Here is a 20129-nt window from a genome sequence, read left to right as displayed (position 1 = left end):
CTACAACATCAAAATCTTCTATGCTAATGCCTGACGTCTAATCCCCTCCACCGCCATAATGCAACCCACCGTAAGAATTGTACTTACCGCAATTCTCACCAACAACGTACCAATATAAGCCAAAGAAAAGAATTCAACAACAAGCAACATTCCGTGGTGCACAAACACACCGACAACCAAATATTTCAAGAAAGGCGAAATACCCATTGTATGCACAGCAGGCACAATACCATCCAACGTATCACGAGGAACGAACAGACGAAAGACTATAGGACGCAAGAAAGCCAACAATACCGAAGCCGCCGCATTCATCCCCGGCGTATCGGAAAAGACATCCACGGTCAACCCCAGAAAGAACGCCCACAACATCAACTCATTGCGAGAAGCATCTGACTCGAATTTCAATATTAAATAAATGTATAGAAACGGTGTGGCATATCCCATGATATGCACATTATTCAATATCAGCACCTGCAATAAAACCAAGCCGATAAACCATCCTATTTTATATAAATAACTGATCACCATTACTTCATCTCCTTCTCCTCTTCCAATGCCTTTTGTTCTTCCTGCCCACTACGGGATATGACACGCACATTGCTCACTTTTCCGAAGTCGGTTGCCAACTTTATCTTCAACAGATAAGAAAGCCCGTCGTGGGAATCGGACATATCATCCACCGTGCCCACTACAATACCCTCGGGAAATACTGTCGAATAACCGCTGGTCACTACCGTATCGCCCAAATTGAATTCTGCGTGGCGAGGCAAATCTTTCAGGTAAGCAAAACGGGAATCCCCTCCCTCCCACTTCAGATAGCCGAAATAGTCACTGCTCACAATCTTACAGCTGATACTGGACTTACTGTTCAGCAACGGAATCACCAGCGAATAATGGGGAGACGTCTTATAAACGATACCCACTACCCCATTGGCATCCACCACTCCCATTTCAGGGGCAATGCCATCCAGCGTTCCACGGCTCAAGGTAATGTAGTTATCGGCCTTATTCAGGCTGTTCTTTATAACGTTCGCTTTGAAAATACGGTATTCGGCAGGAGCCAGCCGAGCCATGCTATAAAGTTTCACGGAATCGAGTCCTTTCTCTCTCAACGTATTCTCCAGAAAAGAGACACGCTGCTCTAACCACATGTTGCGGTCGAGCAGGTCTTCGTTGACCGACTTCAAATGAAAATAGGAAGTGATGCCTCCCGATAGTTCGTAAATCTTTCCCGCCACACTATTGGCAGAGGTGAAATACACACTCTGCTGGTAGCGGTTGAAGCGAAACAATAAAATAAAACTGGTCACCTCTAACAACAGAAAGAGGAACCAGTAATTGTATTTAATAAGAAAGTTCAGTAGATTCCGCATATCGACAAGCTATTGAATGGGGTTGTCCGTCATCTCATCAAGAACGAGAAGCGCTCAACATTCTTCAACGCTATGCCCGTACCTTTGGCCACTGCGTGCAGAGGGTCTTCGGCAATATGGAACGGGATGTTTATTTTATCCGTCAGACGTTTGTCCAATCCGCGAAGCAAAGCGCCTCCACCGGCCAGATAAATGCCGTTGTGTACAATATCGGCATAAAGTTCGGGAGGAGTATTCTCCAATGCATTCAGAATGGCAGTCTCAATTTTGGAGATGGACTTCTCCAGACAATGCGCCACTTCCTGATAGCACACGGGCACCTCCATCGGCAATGCCGTGATACGGTTCGGCCCATGAACGATATAATCTTCTGGTGCATCCTCACCCAAATCGGTCAGTGCGGCACCCACGTTTATTTTGATACGCTCGGCCATACGTTCGCTGACCCTCACGTTGTGCTGACGGCTCATGTACTCCTGAATATCGGCGGTAAGATCATCACCGGCAATACGGATGGAGTTATTGGCCACGATACCTCCCAATGAGATTACGGCAATCTCCGTAGAACCTCCGCCTATATCCACAATCATGTTTCCTTCGGGTGCCTCCACGTCGATACCGATACCGATAGCGGCAGCCATCGGTTCGAAAATCAGGTAAACGTCACGTCCGCCGGCATGCTCGGCAGAGTCGCGCACGGCACGCAGTTCCACTTCGGTACTTCCCGAAGGAACGCCGATGACCATGCGTAGTGAAGGAGAGAACAAGCGGTTGCGGTTATTCACCATCTTGATGAGTCCGCGAATCATCTGTTCGCAAGCATAGAAATCCGCAATCACACCGTCGCGAAGCGGACGGATGGTGCGTATGTTTTCGTGGGTCTTTTCGTGCATCATCTTTGCCTTGTCGCCCACGGCAATCATCTTATCGGTTCGACGGTCCAATGCCACTACCGAAGGTTCATCCACCACAATCTTACCATTCGTGGTGATGATGGTATTGGCTGTGCCAAGGTCCATCGCTATTTCTTGAGTAAAAGAGAATAATCCCATCTAACGATACTTTATTATAGGTTATTACAATTAGTGTTTAAAATGACGGAAGCCTGTAATGACCATTGCAATGCCATGTTCATTGCAATATTCAAACGACAGTTCGTCCTTGATGCTTCCACCCGGCTGAATAACGGCCGTCACTCCTTCGTTGCCCGCTATTTCCACACAGTCGGGGAAGGGGAAGAAAGCATCGCTTGCCATGACGGCACCATGCAGGTCGAACCCGAAAGTCTTGGCTTTCTCGATGGCCTGCTTCAACGCATCCACACGGCTGGTCTGCCCCACACCGCTTGCCAGCAACTGCTTGCCTTTAGCCAACACAATAGCGTTCGACTTACTGTTTTTCACAATCTTATTCGCAAAAAGCATATCTTCCGTTTCTTGAGCGGTGGGCGTCTTTGCGGTAACCGTCTTCAAATCGTCATGCGTTTCTACCTTCAGATCACGGTCCTGCACCAGCACACCGTTCAACAAAGAGCGGAACTGCTTCTTGGGCAGAGCCGTCTGTTTACGCACAAGGATAATCCGGTTCTTCTTCTGGCCGAGGATTTCCAACGCATCCACGTCATAATCGGGAGCGATAATCACTTCAAAGAAAATCTTATTGATTTCTTCGGCAACAGCCTTGTCAATCACCGCATTGGTGATGAGCACACCTCCAAAAGCAGATACCGGGTCACCGGCAAGGGCATCTTTCCATGCTTCCAGAACGGTGGGACGGGAAGCCAGGCCACAAGCATTGTTGTGCTTCAGAATGGCAAAAGTGACATCATCGAATTCGTCTATCAAGTCGACGGCCGCATTGATGTCAAGCAGGTTGTTGTACGAGATTTCTTTTCCATGAATCTGGTCGAACATGGCATCGAGGTTTCCGTAGAAATACCCCTTTTGATGCGGATTCTCACCATAGCGCAACATTTTCTGATTATTGGCCGATTGGCGGAACGCCGAGCCTTCCTCGGCATCAAAGTAGTTGAAGATGGCCGAGTCGTAGTGGGAAGAAACGGCAAAGGCTTCTTTGGCAAACCAACGGCGTTCTTCGAGCGAAGTAACGGCGCCGTGTTCCATCAACATATCGCGGAACGGCTGATACTGAACCTGCGAAGCAACGATAACCACGTCGCTATAATTCTTGGCTGCAGCACGAATCAAAGAGATACCGCCTATGTCTATCTTCTCGATAATGGCCGGTTCATCGGCACCGCCGGCAACAGTAGCCTCGAACGGATAAAGGTCGACGATGACAAGGTCTATTTCGGGAATATCATATTTACCGATTTGCTGCATATCCTGCTCCAATCCGCGACGGCAAAGGATACCGCCGAAGACCTTCGGATGCAACGTCTTTACGCGTCCGCCCAAGATGGAAGGATAAGAAGTGAGATCCTCCACAGCTTTACAGGGATAGCCCAAGGACTCTATAAATTGTCGGGTGCCTCCGGTCGAAAGAAATTCGACCCCTTCTTCGTGTAGTTTGGTGATGATTTCGTCCAAACCTTCCTTATGGTAAACGGATACCAAAGCTGTTTTGATTCTTTTTGTTTCAGACATGGATTTGCGTATTAAAAAGTATGCGTATGTATATACTATTCTGAATGTGCAAAGTTACAAATTTTGTTTATTCGTACATACATTCATATACAATAAATTAGGCATAATTAAAAAAGGCGACACCCGTCACCGGTTTGCCGCCTTTCTCAATAAGCATCTTTTTTGCCTTACCAAATAGAAACGCGCGTTTCTACCGGTAGGAACATCGGATCTTTCTCCGTGACATTGAATGCCTCGTACCATGCGCCGATATGTGGCAACGCACCGTTCACACGCCACTTGCCAAGCGAATGGACATCACTTTTAGTACGGTTCAGCACCTCTTCGGGACGGATATTGTTGGCCCACACACTGGAGTATGCGAGGAAGAAGCGTTGTTCGGGCGTAAAGCCGTCTTTCACAGCGAGCGGAGCGGTAGCTGTGGCTTTCTTGAATGCCTGATAAGAGACCTGCAATCCGCCGTGGTCGGCAATGTTCTCGCCCAAGGTCATGCGTCCGTTGGCATGTACCCCCGGAGCCACCTCGATACTGTCGAAGAAGTTCACCATCGTTTGAGTGCGCTCGTCGAAACGCTTGGAGTCTTCAGCCGTCCACCAGTCTTTCAAGTTACCGTCCTTGTCGTACTGGCGTCCTTGGTCATCGAATCCGTGAGTCATCTCATGACCTATCACCACACCAATGGCACCGTAATTGAAGGCATCGTCCGCATTCATGTCGAAGAAGGGGTATTGCAAGATACCTGCCGGGAAACAGATTTCGTTCGTGGTGGGATTGTAATAGGCATTGACGGTTTGCGGTGTCATGCCCCATTCATCCCTGTCTACCGGTTTACCCATTTTGGCTATCATTTCAGCGTGTTCCCACTCGCTGGCACGCTCCATGTTTGCCCAATAAGAATCGTTCTTGATTTCCAAAGTGGAATAGTCTTTCCATTTGTCCGGATACCCGATTTTCACATGGAAAGTGGCTAATTTCTCCAGCGCTTTAACTTTCGTGGAGTCACTCATCCATTGCAGGTTCTTTATGCGTTCGCCCAAGCTCTCCTGCAAGTTTTTCACTAAAGCCACCATACGTTCTTTGGCAGCAGCCGGAAAGTACTTCTCAACGTACATCTGCCCCACGGCTTCGCCTAAAGCCGCGCTAACGGTGCTTACCGCTCTCTTCCAACGGGGTTGCATCTCTTGTGTGCCGCTCATGGTGCGCTCGTAGAAATCGAAATTCTGTTCGGCCAGGGCATCGTTCAGATGACTTGCCGCAGCGTCAATCAATTTCCACTGCAAGTAAAGGCCTTGCCGTGTCACAGGAAGCGTATTCAGGATGTCGGCAGCAGCCTTCAACGAAGCAGGCTGGCCGATGATGATTTCTTTCACATTTTTCAGTCCTAAGGCAGACAAATAGGCGTCCCAATCAAAAGTAGGGTAATTCTTCTTCAGCTCTTCCATGGACATCTTGTTGTAATTGGCATGCGGATCGCGCAGCTCCGTGCGCGAGCGGTAGGCTTTGGCAAGGCGTGTTTCCACCTCCATCACCACTTCCATTCCCTGCTTGGCCACCGCCTCATCAAAGCCTGCCAGCAGGAACATCTTCTGCACATGCAAGCGGAATGCTTCACGAATTCGCGCAGTGGCAGCGTCATTCTCCAGATAGTATTCGCGCTCGCCCATGCTCAAACCGGCCTGATAGGTCTGGGCTGCATTCATGCTGCTGTTCATCTCGTCGGCACCCACATAGAGGATATTGTAGGCCACGATGCCTTTTCGTTGCAGTTCGCCCAAAAGCGCATACACTTGTTTCGTGTCCTTCAAGGAGCCCAGTCTGTCGAGTTCGGTCTTAATGGGGACCACACCGTCTTGATTCAGCTTCACGCTATCCATCACAATCTTATACAAATCACCGATTTTCTGCGCCACACTGCCCGCTTCGTGCGGAGCGGACGCCAACTCCTCGATAAGCCCTTGTATCTGCTTGCGGTTGTTTTCCGCAAGAATGGTAAAAGAACCATACTGAGAGTATTCCGCCGGAATCGGATTGTTTTTTACCCAGCCGCCGCAGGCGTATTGATAAAAATCGGTACCGGGCAGAGCCATTGTGTCAAGATTGGCAAGCTGAATACCGGCTGTAAGCTCGGTCTGTTGCTTGCCTGTACTGCAGGATGCCGCCATCAGGCAGAATGCCGCAAAGGGTAGTAAATGTTTTTTCCTCATACTATGAAAATTAGGTTATAAAAACGTCATTGTCGTTTTGCCTCCTCCCATTCGGAAGAGGCCGCATCCCACTCTTCCATCACACTGTCGAGCCGGGATTTCAGTTTTTGATGCTGTTCGTAGAGAGACATGTCCGACGCGCCTTCCGGCGTTGCCATCTTATCTTCTATGATGGCAATGGCCGATTCTATCTCTCCTATCTCCGCTTCACAGTCGGCCACGCGGCGTTCCAGCTTCTTCAATCTCTTGTTGAGTTCCTTCTGCCCCTCATACGAGAGTTTAGCCGCAGAGAACCGGCCGGTCTCGTTTTCTTTTACGTCCGCCTTTCTTTCCTTACCGGCGCTTCCCGCTTCTCCTGCCGAAGAAGCAAATACCGGTTGCAACTCATTGAGGTTTTCCAGTTGTTTCTTTTGCAAGAACTCGTAAATGCCGCAAAGGTGTTCTTTCACCAATCCTCCACCGAACTCATATACTTTAGTCGCCAGCCCGTCCAGAAAATCACGGTCGTGGCTGACAATAATCACCGTGCCGTCAAAATCACGAATCGCCTCCTTCAGCACATCCTTGGAACGCATGTCAAGGTGGTTGGTCGGTTCGTCCAGAATCAGGAAGTTCACCGGTTCGAGCAACAGTTTAATCATGGCAAGCCGTGTACGCTCTCCGCCCGAAAGCACTTTCACTTTTTTGTCCGAAGCCTCGCCGCCGAACATGAAAGCACCGAGTATGTCGCGTATTTTCAGCCGGATATCTCCTACGGCCACACGGTCTATCGTATCGAACACCGTCCGTTCGCCATCCAGCAATTGGGCTTGGTTCTGTGCGAAATAGCCGATTTGCACGTTGTGGCCCAGCGTCAGCTTCCCGGTATAATCGCTAATCTCGTCCATGATACATTTTACCAGCGTGGATTTTCCTTCTCCGTTCTTACCCACAAAAGCCACTTTTTCTCCCCGGTTGATGGTCAGGTTTACGTCATGAAAAATGACATGCCCGCCGTATGCCTTGGCCACATCCTCGCAAATGAGCGGATAGTTTCCGCTGCGGCTGCTGCACACAAACTTCAAGCGAAGCGCCGAGTTATCCTCTTCGTCCACCTCAATGCGTTCTATCTTTTCCAGTTGCTTGATGCGGCTCTGCACCTGCACGGCTTTGGTGGCCTTGTAGCGGAAACGCTCGATGAAATCCTCCGTGTCCTGTATCTGCTTCTGCTGATTCTCGTAAGCGCGGAGTTGCTGTTCGCGGCGTTCCTTACGGAGTGCCACAAACTCGTCGTACTTCACTTTATAGTCGTAAATGCGTCCGCAAGTAATCTCGATGGTGCGGGTGGTTACGTTGTTCAGGAAAGCGCGGTCGTGGCTGACGAGCACCACCGCATTGGCACGGGTGGAGAGGAAATTCTCCAGCCACTGTATGCTCTCTATGTCGAGGTGGTTGGTAGGCTCGTCGAGCAGCAACACGTCGGGACGGCGAAGCAGCAACTTGGCAAGCTCGATGCGCATGCGCCACCCGCCCGAGAACTCGCCGGTGGGGCGGTCGAAATCCGTACGCCTGAAGCCAAGCCCCTGCAAGGTGCGCTCTATTTCGGCACGATAGTTGGTACCGCCCATCATCAGGAAGCGCTCGTTTTCGTGCGTGAAGCGGTCAATCAGTTTCCGGTAGTCCTCGCTTTCATAATCGGTGCGCTCGGCCAGCTGGCGGCTCATGCGGTCTATGTCGGCCTGCATCTCGAAGATGTGCTCGAAAGCAAGTTCGGCCTCCTGCATCACGGTGCGCTTATCGCTGAGCACCATCACCTGCGGCAGGTAGCCGACGGTACATTCGCGGGGAACGGACACAGTGCCCGCAGTGGGTTGCTGCAAGCCTGCCAGAATCTTGAGCATGGTGGACTTTCCCGCACCGTTCTTGCCCACAAGGGCTATGCGGTCTTTTTTATTGATAACGTAAGAGATGTCTTCGAATAGAGGTGTGGCGTTAAACTCCACCTTCAATCCTTCTACTGATATCATAATGTCAATGAAATAATCGTTTTAGAGTGGCAAAGATAACGATTTCCAAATACATAACTCCCGATAGCCTTAAAAACTGCTTGGAACATCCGCAAGACAATGCGGCAAGCACGGACTTCACAGAACGGGCACGGCCATGAAGAGACCGTGAAACCAGTGAGACCCGTGCTTACAGATAGTGTAAAGATATTTGCGGAATACCTTTATGATAAGTCTTTCAATAAGGCGGAGGACTTAGAACAGCTTGGCAGGATATTCGCCCGCATCCACCAATGCCTGAATCTTGTCCACCACGCTTTGGCGGTCTTCCGGATAAGTGACGCCGAACCACTTGCTGGTCGTATCGAGCACTTCGCAGGTCGCCGTACCGTCATGAATCAGTTTGTCCACCATCAAGGGGATGAAAAACTCGCTCTTGAGGTTCTCCATGTTCTTCGGGTCGCTGAGGAAGGTCTTGAAGAAATCGGCGCTGTAAGCAAAATAGTCGGGAGTAAAGCCCCAGAAGTTCATGCTGACCGGAGTAGTCTCAGGAGTAACAGCCCACTCGCCGTTGTCGTCGATGTATTTCACTTCGCTGTCCATGCGCTGAATCTTGGTACGCTCTACCACGGAAGTCAGCAGGTTGCCGGCATCCGTTCCGCAAAGCCCGCGAGACACTGTACCGCTTTCGCTCAGCGTATTGCCGATGCGGAAACCCACCATGGAGTAGACATTCTTCGAACCTTCGGGCAGGGCAGAAAGGAATTTGCCCATCACTTGGAAGGAATCGCGGCCATAGAAGTCGTCGCAGTTGATTACGGCAAAAGGTTCTTTTATCACGTCGGCTCCCATCATGACGGCATGGTTCGTACCCCACGGTTTGGTGCGTCCTTCGGGGCAGGTGAACCCTTCGGGCAGGGCGTCGATGGACTGGAATACCAGTTCGCACGGGATGTGTCCTTCGTATTTGGAAATAATCTTGTCGCGAAAATCTTGCTCGAAATCCTTGCGGATAACGAAAACGAGTTTGCCGAAGCCGGCATTGATAGCGTCGTAAATGGAATAATCCATGATTGTTTCACCGTTGGGACCCAGTCCGTCCAGCTGTTTCAAGCCACCGTAACGGCTGCCCATACCGGCGGCCAGTAAGAATAAAGTTGGTTTCATGTCAGTTGTTATTAAAAAAGGTTAGTGTATCAGCGTTGATTGCACCTGCAAACGTACGAAAAAATTGCCGAACTCAGGCAAAACGGAGAAACAAAAAACTCCCCTTGTCACTTGATAAGTTCCACTAAGAAGTGCAAATATTCTCTGTTATTATAAACCTGAATTAGGGATAAGAAACGTTGCTTAAGAAGTTGGTAATCTTAATATTTTTAGAACCTTTATTGCTGTAAATCAAATAATTATAAATTCAAAGGAGACTATAGTTATGGAGATTACCAAGAACAAAATTACTGGAATTTTCTGTATTATCGATGATTTTTGCCAGGAATATGACAAAGAGATATCCCGTATGGCCATTTGTGAGGCAGACGGACGCAAGCACCGTAAGCGCCAATGGAGCATGAGCCGTGCCGAGATCATGACAATTCTCATCTGTTTCCACTTCAACACTTTCCGCAATTTCAAGCATTATTACCTCTTTTATGTCAAGGTGTACTTGCGTGATTTGTTCCCAAGTCAGCTTTCATACAACCGCTTTGTTGAGCTTGATTCCAGGGTTGCGGTTGAGATGATGCTGTTCCTCCAACTGTTTTGTTTTGGAAAGTGCACGTGTTGTCAATGAAGCATAAAGAAACAGCCTTATTGCTGCCTGCTGCGCGGTTCGTGCAAAGCAAGTGCATTCTTTGTCCGGTCTTGCCAGGATTTGAGGTGGCGCATACTTGTTTCTCGTATGTCACTTTTATCCTTAGCATGTTATCTTGCTAAAGACCACGTGATTAATATGGTTTGATGTAATATGGGGAAAAAGAAATGTAACATAGAAAAGAAACATGTAGCACAATCAAAGAAACGTGTATCATAATAATAACGGTCGTATACGCATATGCTCTATCTTTGCTCATCCGGAAAAATAAAACAAAACGTTAATCATAAAATCTGCTTCTGATGAAAAAGAGACAAAACTCCAAACTTCTGGCGGCCTTGTTCGTCCTTTCCTGTATGTCGGGATTTTCTTGCGCTTCTTCCACTGCGGGGGTAGGCAGAACTCCGGTTGTGGCAAAGTCAACGGCTATGTTCGACCGCTTCACCTACAAAGGAGAAGATACCTTTTATAAAGAGCATCCGCTGCCCGATGCCGAGTCGTTCTACAATCCCATCCTTCCGGGTTGGTATTCCGATCCCAGTATCTGCACCAATGGCGAGGGGGATTACTTCCTTGTTACTTCCACTTTCACCTTCTTCCCCGGAGTGCCCATCTTTCACAGTACGGATTTGGTGAACTGGCGGCAGGTAGGCCATGTGCTCACTCGTCCCTCGCAGTTGGTCAACATGAAAGGCCAGCACGTCAGTGGCGGTATCTTCGCACCGGCCATCTCTTACAACCCGCACAACAAAACCTACTACATGGTCACCACCAACGTGGGGGCGGGAAACTTCTTCGTAAAGACCCGGAACCCTTTCGGTGAATGGTCCGACCCCATCATGTTGCCCGAAGTGGGAGGCATCGACCCCTCTTTCTTCTTCGATGAAGATGGCAGGGCTTATATTGTGAACAACGATGACGCACCGGACAACAAACCCGAATACAGCGGGCATCGCACCATACGCGTGCAAGAGTTCGATGTGGCGACCGACCGTACCATCGGCCCTCGCAAGATATTAATAAATAAAGGTGTGCATCCTGAAGAGAAACCCATCTGGATTGAAGGCCCTCACATGTACAAAATAAATGGAAAGTACTTCCTGATGGATGCCGAAGGCGGTACCAGCAACTGGCACTCCGAGGTGATATTCCGTGGCGACTCTCCGATGGGTCCCTTTACGCCGTGGGACAAAAACCCTATCCTCACGCAAAGACACCTGTCAGGTTCGCGCCCCAATCCTGTGACTTGCGCCGGCCATGCCGACCTGATACAAACCAAAGAAGGTGATTGGTGGGCTGTCTTTCTGGCTTGCCGCCCCATCGACAACAAGTTCGAGAACTTGGGACGTGAAACCTTCCTGATGCCCGTGCGCTGGAGCGAGGACGGATTCCCCTACATGACGCAGGGCGACGAGACCGTACCTCCGGTCTTGAAACGTCCCGGCGTGAAGCGCAACGAAACAGTGACCTTCGGCAATTTTGAGGAAATCGAAGAATTCGACGGTAAAACGTTGGGTATGCAATGGACTACGCTCCGTGCTCCCGCCACCGGTCTGTACTCCTTGTCTTCAGCCCCCGGCTATCTGGCGCTGAAGTGTGCCGATATCAGTGCCACCGAGCGCGATACCCCCGCGTTTGTTTCCCGCCGCATGCAGCACCACAATTTTGAGGCTGCCACCCGTATGCTGTTCAATCCCTCCGACGACAAAGAGGCTGCCGGCCTGCTGCTGTTCAAGGACGAACGCCATCAATACTTCTTCTGCGTGTCTCAACCCGGAGGAGTGCGCAGCATCTCCTTGAAGAAAATCGGTGCTTCCGCCGAAGAGGTGCTTGCCACACGGAAACTTCCTGCCAAGCAAACCGACATCCGTCTGAAAGTCGTGTCGCGCGGCACGCACTACGATTTCTACTACGCCACCTCCAAAGGCAAAGCGTGGACACTGCTGTGCAAGGACGTAGATGCCGGCTATCTCTCTACGGCTACGGCCGGAGGCTTTACCGGCAGCATGATAGGCCTGTATGCCACCCGGAAATGATTACACCTTATAAATACTATTATGAACACTGTGAATATGTATGACGATAGTTGAAACTGTTATCTGTAACAATTAATAATTAGAGAGAAAATGTAGTGATTAATTCTTAAACTAATGGTAATGAAAAATGTAACAAAAAAGATTCAGAAGATTCCCGGCCTGATCTTGATGATGCTGCTCTGTTGTTTGACGGTGTCGGCGCAAAAAGGAGTGACGGTGAAGGGAGTTGTTGTAGACGGCAACGGAGAAACTATCATTGGTGCTTCGGTCGTATTAAAAAGTAACAGCTCGGTAGGTACGATATCCGACATAGATGGTAACTTCGTCTTAAACGTACCCAATGAGAACGCCACTCTTGTTGTCTCATTTGTGGGAATGAAGCCGAAAGAAGTGAGAGCGACTTCCAAAGCTATTATGAGAGTGATGCTCGAAGACGACAGCCAGCAATTGGAAGAAGTGGTGGTAGTGGGTTACGGCCAACAGAAGAAAGCCTCAGTGGTAGGTGCCATTACCCAAACCACCGGTAAAGTGCTGGAAAGAGCTGCCGGTGTAAGCAACATTGGTGGAGCGCTCACCGGAAACCTGCCGGGCGTAATCACCACGCAAGGCACGGGAATGCCCGGTGAGGAAGATCCTAAAATTGTGATTCGTGGTGCAAGTTCTTGGAATAACAGCGAGCCTTTGGTGTTGGTCGACGGTATAGAGCGACCGATGAATAGCGTGGATATCAGTTCTGTACAGTCATTGTCCGTCCTGAAAGATGCCTCTGCTACGGCCGTTTATGGTGTGAAGGGAGCCAATGGTGTCATCTTGATTACAACTAAACGAGGAACCGAAGGCAGTGCGAAAATAGATGTGGGTTTTAATGCCACACTCAAGGCTCCTTCCAAATTGCCTAATAAGCTCGATGCATACGATGCTTTGATGGCCCGCAACGTGGCCATAGAGCATGAATTAGGCTTAACACCCGACTCTTGGGCTTATATTAGGCCGCAATCGTTTATCAATAACTACCGCAATCAGACCTCCGTCGAACAGATGGAACGCTATCCCAACGTGGATTGGCAAAAAGCACTGTTCAAAGAAACGGCCGTGTCCTACAATGCCAATGTGAACGTAAGCGGTGGTACAAAGTTTGTGAAATATTTTGCTTCGGCCGATTATGTTCACGAGGGTGACCTCTTCCGCGTATACGACAATAATCGGAATTACAACTCCGGTTATGGATACGATCGTCTCAATGTGCGCAGTAACTTAGACTTTAGTATAACCAAAACCACGTTGCTCAAGATCAACTTGGCCGGTTCGAATGGCGTACGCAAGTCTCCTTGGAATAATGTCAGTGGAGACGAGTGGCAGATAGGACAACAATGGGCAGGTGCCTATAACATTGCCCCCGATGTGTTTTTGCCGCAATACAGCGATGGTTCTTGGGGATACTATCCTCAAATATCCAATGTGTCTAACTCGGCTTCGAACATGGCATTGGGTGGTTATATGCAAACCACCAGTACCCGTATCAATACGGACTTTACATTAGAACAGGATCTGGGTTTTGTGACGAAGGGATTGAGTGCCCGCGCCATGGTGTCTTGGGATAATATGTTTGTAGAGAATCGGCGAGGTATCAACGACCTTTATAATCAAGCCCAACAGAAGTGGATAAATCCTGAAACTGGTCAGGTCGTACTTAAAAACGACTTCGATAGTGCAAATGGCTTCGACTGGCAACAAGGTGTGAACTGGACCACACAAGCCGGAACGGTAGATAATGGTGCTACGGTGCGTAATCTGTATTATCAGGCGCAATTAAATTGGGCACGTAGTTTCGGTAAGCATAATATTACGGCTATGGGACTGTTCAGCCGGCAGGAAAATGCCCGAGGCAGTGTGATGCCTACCTACCGTGAGGACTGGGCTTTCCGTACCACATATAATTTTGCCGACCGTTATTTCATTGAATACAATGGCGCCTACAACGGTTCGGAGAAATTCAGCAAGGAGAATCGTTTTGCTTTCTTTAATTCAGGAGCTTTGGGCTGGATGGTGAGCGAAGAACCGCTTTTCAAGCCTCTCAAGAAGTATGTTGATATGTTGAAGCTAAGGGTTTCTTATGGTGAGATTGGTGATGACAATCTGGGACCCAATCCTTTTGACCCAAGCAGACGATGGCTCTATATGAGCCAGTGGGCCTATGGAGGACATACCACCATCGATTTGAATCAGAAAGAAAGCATCTATACGTGGTACAGAGAAGCTGCCATAGGTAATAAAGATGTGAAATGGGAAACGGTGAAGAAGATAAACCTGGGTGTCGACTACTCTGTTCTGGGTGGTTTGCTGGCCGGTAGCTTGGAGTTTTTCCGTGACGAGCGTACGGACATCTTGGTGTTTGGTGCCGATCGTTCGGTTCCTTCTTATTTTGGAAGTACACCGCCCACTGCCAACATCGGTAAGGTTAGAACCAATGGATACGAATTGGAATTGCGCGTTAACAAAACATTTGCCAATGATATGCGCGTATGGGGTAACTTCAGCATGACGCATGCCAAGAATAAAATTCTGCAGAAAGACGATCAGGAATTGCGTCCCGGATATCAGAAAGCTGCGGGTTATAGCATCGGGCAATATATTTCATATATAGATGGTGGATTTATTCAGAATTTCGATGAACTCTATGGTAGTCCGGCTCATGATACGAATGACGCACACAAGTTGCCGGGTGACTATTACATCGTGGACTTCAATGGCGACGGTGTGATAGACAATAAAGACCAGGCTCCTTATGGATACACAGGAACCCCGCAGAACACCTTCAATGCGACCATCGGTTTTGAATGGAAAGGATTCAGCTGTTTCGCCCAGTTCTATGGAGTGACCAATGTAACGCGTGACGTATCTCTGAATAGCTTTGGCAGTAAACTCAATACGGTTTACAATATCGGTACTTGGTGGTCGGTAGACAATCCCAATGCTGATGTGGTGGTGCCGCGTTGGAACTCTACTCCAAGCTATAACACCGGAACTCAGTTCCTTTACGACGGTTCTTATATCCGCTTGAAGAATGTGGAGGTGGCTTATACCTTTACAAAAGGATTTGTAAAGAAGTTCGGAGTGCAGAATCTGAAAATTTATCTGAATGGAAATAATCTGTGGCTGTGGACCAGAATGCCGGACGACCGTGAGGCAAACCTCTCCGGAGCGGGCTATTTGGGAGCATATCCTACGGTGAAGCGTTTTAATTTAGGTATAAAATTCACATTATAAAAGGAGAATCTTATGAATAAAAGATACACAACATATCTGTGGACCGGCGTTCTGTCTCTTGCTTTGGGGATAACTTTTCCCTCGTGCGAGGATTATCTGGACAAAGAACCGGAATCTACATTGTCCGAGACGGATGCGTATAAAAACTTCAGGAACTTTCAGGGTTTCATCGAAGAGATTTATAACTGTATTCCCGATAAGGAAAAGAATAACTATTGTACATCGTGGAACTGGGGAGACGATGAAGTGTTTAATCCTGAGGGAAATGCACACATGACACATCAGGCTGATTTAGGAAACTTCAGAGCTTGGCAGTCAAACAACCAAAGCTGGTTGTATCGCACCGGTAGCAATCCCGCTTCTACCAATAAATTTAACCACTCTTTGTGGCCGCATGCTTGGTATTGCATTCGTAAGTGCAATCTGGGTATAGATAATCTGGATAAGTTTACCGGAACGGAAGAGGAAAAAAAACTTATCGAAGGACAATTGTATTTCTTCCGTGCATGGTGGCATTTTGAACTGATGCAGTATTTCGGTGGATTGGCCTATGTGGATCAAACACTGGATGCTTCTACTAAACTGAAACTGCCCAGACTGAGTTATCAGGAGTGTGCCGACAAAGCAGCTGCCGATTTTCGTAAAGCTGCCGATTTGCTGCCCATCAATTGGGATAATACCACAACGGGCAAGCTCACCGAAGGGAAAAACCAGCTGCGTATCAATAAGATCATGGCTTTAGGTTATTTGGGAAAGAACTACCTGTGGGCTGCAAGTCCGTTGATGGAGCATGGTGCTCAAATGGGCGGAGCTAAAACTTATAGCTACAATACGGACTATGCAAAGAAGGCTGCCGAGGCTTTCGGCGAACTGCTTGCTTTGGTAGAGAGCGGACAAACGCAATATGCCTTGGCGCAGTATGAGTATTCGGACATCTACAATCACGAAAAGGCTTCTTCCGCATCTACTTGTTTTTCTGATATCTTCTACACCCGACGCCAAAACTGGTTGATGCCGGGTAGTGTGGAAGCTATCTTCCGTGGTCCTTCGCCTGACGCCAATGGTTCGAACTGGAACGTTTCTAAACTGTTTGGCCCCAAGGTGGGAGGTATGGTTGAACACGACAACATTATTCACCAGCCCACTGCCAATTTGGTGAACATGTATGGTATGGCAAACGGATTGCCGCTGACTGACCCTAATTCGGGTTTCGATCCCGAATATCCGTTTAAGGACAGAGACCCTCGTTTCTATCACGACATCGTTTTTGATGGATTTAAATACGTAAACGGAACATTGAGTGCAGAGCGTGAGCAATACCGCTATTGTGAACTGTTTACCGGTGGTAATATGCGTCCGGTGGCCAATGGCAGTCGTACAGGATATTTCATTCAAAAATTGGTGCCGCATACTTGTAATGTGGGCGATAGAGAATACGATTGGGGTTCGAACTTGCACTGCTACCTGCCTTACATGCGCTTGGCAGACATTTATTTGATGTATGCAGAGGCATGTGCAGCCCAAGGTGGCGCCGGGGTGAGGTCCTCTAACTGTTCGTTGACGGCAGTCGATGCGGTAAATAGAATCCGCGAACGCTGTGGGGCCGGACACGTGGCTGAGTCTTTCTTAACCGACAACCGGAAGTTTATGGACGAGTTGCGCCGCGAGCGTGCTGTTGAACTGGCTTTTGAAGGATTCCGGTTCTGCGATTTGCAACGTTGGCTGTTGTTGACCGAAGCTCCTTATACCATTAAAACTTCTCAAGAATTCGATCGTCTGGAAAGCGCAGATTTCTTTAAAGAAAACGACCCGAGAGAGGCTAAGGTGGCAAACTTCAGAGAAGAGGTTATCTTGAAACGCATCTTCGGTACTAAACATTATTGGTTTCCATTGCCGGATGATGATGTGTACCTCTATGTAGAGTTCAAACAGAATCCCGGATGGTAATGCCGTTCGTGGAGAATGCATGTTTAATACTAAAAGAGTAAACAATGAAATATATACAAACGAAATTCATTTTATGTGCGATGTCGGTCTTTTCATCCTTTGCTGTCAATGCACAGACAATGGTCGAAAATGAAATGGATTCTTTGGCGACTGACAAACAGCCGCTTGTACAAGTCGCATATCGTAAGGTGGCACAAAATGACTTGTTGGGAGGTGTCTCCGTAGTGAATGTTGAAGAGCTGACCGACAAGAATTACAACACTTATAGCTTGGATAATATGCAAGGATATATCGGTGGCTGGACCGGTAACTCAATGTGGGGAATGGATGCCGACAATGCCGGATACTTGGTGTTGGTGGATGGAGTACCTCGCAGCACAGACAATGTATTACCCTCTGAAATTTCTCAGATAACATTCCTGAAAGGGGCACAGGCCGTAGTTCTCTATGGAAGCCGTGCGGCCAAAGGAGCTATCTTGATAACCACGAAACGAGGTAGCGAAGGAGATTTAAGAGTGAATGTACGTGCCAATACTCGGTTGGATGTAGCAAAAAGCTTTCCGGAATACTTGGGCGCTGCCGAATACATGACGCTTTATAACGAGGCTTCCTTGAACGATGGTAAGGGTATCTCGTATACGCAAGAGCAAATCTATAACCATGGTTCCGGATTGAATCCGTATCGCTATCCGGATATGAATTTCTATTCGTCCGATTATATTCGGAAGGTTTCTAACTATTCAGATGTGTCTGCCGAGATTACAGGAGGTGGAAAACGTGCTCGTTTCTACACTCAAGTAGGGTATGCGCATGGGGGTAGCCTGCTGAAGCTTGGTGAAGCCAAGAACAATGGTACCAACCGTTTGAATGTGCGTGGTAATGTAGATGTTACCATTAACGATTTTATCAGTGCCTACATCAATGCCAATGCTGTGTTTCATGATGCAAAGAGTGCAAAAGGCAATTATTGGTCTGATGCGGCTACCGTTCGTCCTAACTCCCACAACTATGTAGCTCCATTTATTCCGTTGGATTATATCGACCCTAATGCGGCTGCTGCATGGGAGTTGATCAATACTTCTAACAATATCATTGATGGTAAGTACTTCCTTGGCGGTTCCAGTCTTGCTCCTACCAACGTTTTTGCCGACAGCTATGCAGCCGGAAGCTTAAAACTAACAAGCCGTCAGTTCCAATTTGATGCAGGAGTGGATATAAACCTGAATAAAGTTTTGAAGGGACTTTCTTTTCATACGCAATTTGCAGTGGACTATGCCACCGCTTATACAACCTCATTCGACAATAAATATGCCGTTTACACTCCGACGTGGTCTAACTACGGTGGGAAAGACGTTATTGTGGGATTAGTGAAAGAAGGTAATGATGAGCGGACGGCTACACAGAATGTAGGTTCAAGTGCCGATACACAGACCATCGCGTTTTCCGGTCGGTTCAATTATGAGAGGACTTTCAAGAAAGACCATAACATTTCGGCCATGCTGATAGCTTCGGGTTATCAACAAACATTGTCGGCCAGATATCATCGCATCAGTAATGCTAACTTGGCTTTGCAGGCCGGATACAATTTCCGCAATAAATATTATGCAGACTTTGGAATGGCATTGATTCATTCGGCTAAGCTGGCCGAAGGACACCGCAACGCTCTCTCTCCTTCTTTGACATTGGGATGGAGAATGAGCAAAGAGGGTTTCTTGGCCGATTCTCCGGTAGTAGACGATTTGATGTTCAGTATATCCGGAAGTGTGTTGCATCAAGACATAGATGTAGCGCTGGGAGGAAACGAGTATTATCTGTATAAATCGGTATGGACTCAGAACGATGGTTATGGCTGGTACGATGGTTCAAGCGGAAGATATACTATCTCTACCCGTGGCGAAAATACAGATCTCACTTTCATTAAGCGTAAAGAGCTGTCTGTCAATCTGCGCACGTCATTATGGAAGAAACTGTTAACTGCCGATGCTTCGTTCTTTATCAATTCTATGGAGGGCTACTTGGTTAACCCCACTTCTTATCCGGGACATTTGGTTACCGGATATCCGGCGGCATCGTTTGTTCCTGTGATGAACTATAACAACAACCGTCGCGTTGGGTTTGACTTCAACGTAAATATGAATAAACGTTTAGGTAAGGTGGACTTTTCTTTGGGAGTGTCGGGAACTTATTACGACACCAAGGCTACAAAGCGTGACGAAATCTTCACAGATACCCGTAAGCGCGAAGGACGTCCGGTGGATGGCATCTGGGGATATAAGAGTGCAGGCTTCTTTAAGAACGACGCGGATATTGCCGCTTCTCCGGAGCAGAAATTGGGAGGTACGGTAAAACCCGGTGACATCAAGTACATTGATTTGAATAAGGATAACGTGATTGACGAGAAAGACCAGACCTACTTAGGCAAGGGCGGATGGTATGGAGCGCCTTTTACCCTCGGTGTGAACCTGACGGCAAAATGGAACGGGTTTACGTTCTTTGCTTTGGGTACGGGAGGTTTCGGAGCTTATGGCATGAAGAACAGTTCTTACTATTGGATTTCGGGAGAAAACAAATATTCAGCAATAGTACGCAACCGTTGGACACCTGAAACGGCCGAAACTGCCACTTATCCTCGTCTTACCACGGAGAGTGGAAGCAACAATTTCGTCTCTTCGGATTTCTGGATGTATAAAAACAACCGTTTTAATCTGGTCAAAGTGCAGGTTACTTATGACTTGCCCAAACAGTGGCTCCGCAACTCGTTCCTGCACGAAGTTTCTGCTTATGTGAGCGGAGGAAATCTGCTTACCATAGCCAAGGAGCGCAAGCATATGGAGATGAGCGTGGGAAGTGCGCCACAAACCCGATTCTATAATATTGGCGTGAAAGCGGTATTCTAAAAAA

General features: G+C 48.1%; 11 protein-coding genes and 1 pseudogene. 5 read left to right on the top strand and 7 right to left on the bottom strand.

Translation table 11 applies throughout. From position 1 onward, the window contains the following. Positions 1 to 18: 18 nt before the first annotated feature. The 7 genes from mreD to C4H11_RS06965 form a co-directional block, all read right to left on the bottom strand. Positions 19 to 528 (bottom strand): rod shape-determining protein MreD, encoded by a 510-nt coding sequence (gene mreD, locus C4H11_RS07000; protein WP_106041020.1) that lies wholly within the window; start codon positions 526 to 528, stop codon positions 19 to 21. Next, a complete protein-coding gene (gene mreC / locus C4H11_RS06995; protein ID WP_106041019.1) occupies positions 528 to 1373 on the bottom strand; it encodes a rod shape-determining protein MreC in 846 nt (281 codons plus the stop codon). The genes mreD and mreC overlap by 1 nt, the downstream gene beginning before the upstream one ends. A gap of 29 nt (positions 1374 to 1402) precedes the next feature. Continuing rightward, positions 1403 to 2425, bottom strand: a complete 1023-nt coding sequence (locus tag C4H11_RS06990) for a rod shape-determining protein (protein WP_106041018.1) — start codon at positions 2423 to 2425, stop codon at positions 1403 to 1405. Between the two features lie 30 nt (positions 2426 to 2455). After that, a complete protein-coding gene (purH, locus tag C4H11_RS06985) occupies positions 2456 to 3979 on the bottom strand; it encodes a bifunctional phosphoribosylaminoimidazolecarboxamide formyltransferase/IMP cyclohydrolase (RefSeq protein ID WP_106041017.1) in 1524 nt (507 codons plus the stop codon). A 167-nt stretch (positions 3980 to 4146) separates the two neighbouring features. Continuing rightward, positions 4147 to 6183 carry a M13 family metallopeptidase gene (locus tag C4H11_RS06975; RefSeq protein ID WP_106041015.1) on the bottom strand — a complete coding sequence of 679 codons (2037 nt, stop codon included), beginning with the start codon at positions 6181 to 6183 and terminating at the stop codon, positions 4147 to 4149. A 26-nt stretch (positions 6184 to 6209) separates the two neighbouring features. After that, the gene (locus tag C4H11_RS06970) at positions 6210 to 8189 is read right to left on the bottom strand and encodes an ABC-F family ATP-binding cassette domain-containing protein (protein WP_106041014.1); all 1980 of its coding nucleotides are present in this window, start codon (positions 8187 to 8189) and stop codon (positions 6210 to 6212) included. Positions 8190 to 8423: 234 nt separating this feature from the next. Further along, entirely contained in the window at positions 8424 to 9335 is a 912-nt protein-coding gene (locus C4H11_RS06965; protein ID WP_106041013.1) for a glycosyltransferase family protein, read from the bottom strand. Positions 9336 to 9600: 265 nt separating this feature from the next. On the opposite strand from C4H11_RS06965, the pseudogene C4H11_RS06960 reads away from it, so the two are divergent. The 5 genes and pseudogenes from C4H11_RS06960 to C4H11_RS06940 all read left to right on the top strand — a co-directional run. Next, positions 9601 to 9945: pseudogene (locus tag C4H11_RS06960) on the top strand (IS982 family transposase); the annotation flags it as partial. Positions 9946 to 10334: 389 nt separating this feature from the next. After that, positions 10335 to 12014 (top strand): glycoside hydrolase family 43 protein, encoded by a 1680-nt coding sequence (locus tag C4H11_RS06955; protein WP_394336056.1) that lies wholly within the window; start codon positions 10335 to 10337, stop codon positions 12012 to 12014. A gap of 114 nt (positions 12015 to 12128) precedes the next feature. Next, the gene (locus tag C4H11_RS06950) at positions 12129 to 15281 is read left to right on the top strand and encodes a SusC/RagA family TonB-linked outer membrane protein (RefSeq protein ID WP_205729987.1); all 3153 of its coding nucleotides are present in this window, start codon (positions 12129 to 12131) and stop codon (positions 15279 to 15281) included. A 12-nt stretch (positions 15282 to 15293) separates the two neighbouring features. Continuing rightward, complete coding sequence (locus tag C4H11_RS06945; RefSeq protein WP_106041010.1) at positions 15294 to 17228, top strand: RagB/SusD family nutrient uptake outer membrane protein; 1935 nt, start codon at positions 15294 to 15296, stop codon at positions 17226 to 17228. 44 nt (positions 17229 to 17272) lie between these two features. Beyond that, positions 17273 to 20125: a SusC/RagA family TonB-linked outer membrane protein gene (locus C4H11_RS06940; RefSeq protein WP_106041009.1), complete on the top strand. Its 2853-nt coding sequence runs from the start codon at positions 17273 to 17275 to the stop codon at positions 20123 to 20125. The last annotated feature ends 4 nt before the right edge of the window (positions 20126 to 20129 follow it).

Origin of the sequence: Bacteroides zoogleoformans, from assembly GCF_002998435.1 — a bacterium.
Classification (GTDB): domain Bacteria; phylum Bacteroidota; class Bacteroidia; order Bacteroidales; family Bacteroidaceae; genus Bacteroides; species Bacteroides zoogleoformans.
The sequence above is the reverse complement of the archived record's forward strand: the minus strand, read 5'-3'. Positions and strand labels throughout refer to the sequence as shown.

Coding starts and splice junctions, on each gene's coding strand:
- C4H11_RS06955 (WP_394336056.1), top strand. CDS start 10,335: ATGTCGGGATTTTCTTGCGCTTCTTCCACTGCGGGGGTAGGCAGAACT.
- mreD (WP_106041020.1), bottom strand. CDS start 528: ATGGTGATCAGTTATTTATATAAAATAGGATGGTTTATCGGCTTGGTT.
- C4H11_RS06950 (WP_205729987.1), top strand. CDS start 12,129: ATGGTAATGAAAAATGTAACAAAAAAGATTCAGAAGATTCCCGGCCTG.
- purH (WP_106041017.1), bottom strand. CDS start 3,979: ATGTCTGAAACAAAAAGAATCAAAACAGCTTTGGTATCCGTTTACCAT.
- C4H11_RS06970 (WP_106041014.1), bottom strand. CDS start 8,189: ATGATATCAGTAGAAGGATTGAAGGTGGAGTTTAACGCCACACCTCTA.
- C4H11_RS06990 (WP_106041018.1), bottom strand. CDS start 2,425: ATGGGATTATTCTCTTTTACTCAAGAAATAGCGATGGACCTTGGCACA.
- C4H11_RS06975 (WP_106041015.1), bottom strand. CDS start 6,183: ATGAGGAAAAAACATTTACTACCCTTTGCGGCATTCTGCCTGATGGCG.
- C4H11_RS06965 (WP_106041013.1), bottom strand. CDS start 9,335: ATGAAACCAACTTTATTCTTACTGGCCGCCGGTATGGGCAGCCGTTAC.
- C4H11_RS06940 (WP_106041009.1), top strand. CDS start 17,273: ATGAAATATATACAAACGAAATTCATTTTATGTGCGATGTCGGTCTTT.
- C4H11_RS06945 (WP_106041010.1), top strand. CDS start 15,294: ATGAATAAAAGATACACAACATATCTGTGGACCGGCGTTCTGTCTCTT.
- mreC (WP_106041019.1), bottom strand. CDS start 1,373: ATGCGGAATCTACTGAACTTTCTTATTAAATACAATTACTGGTTCCTC.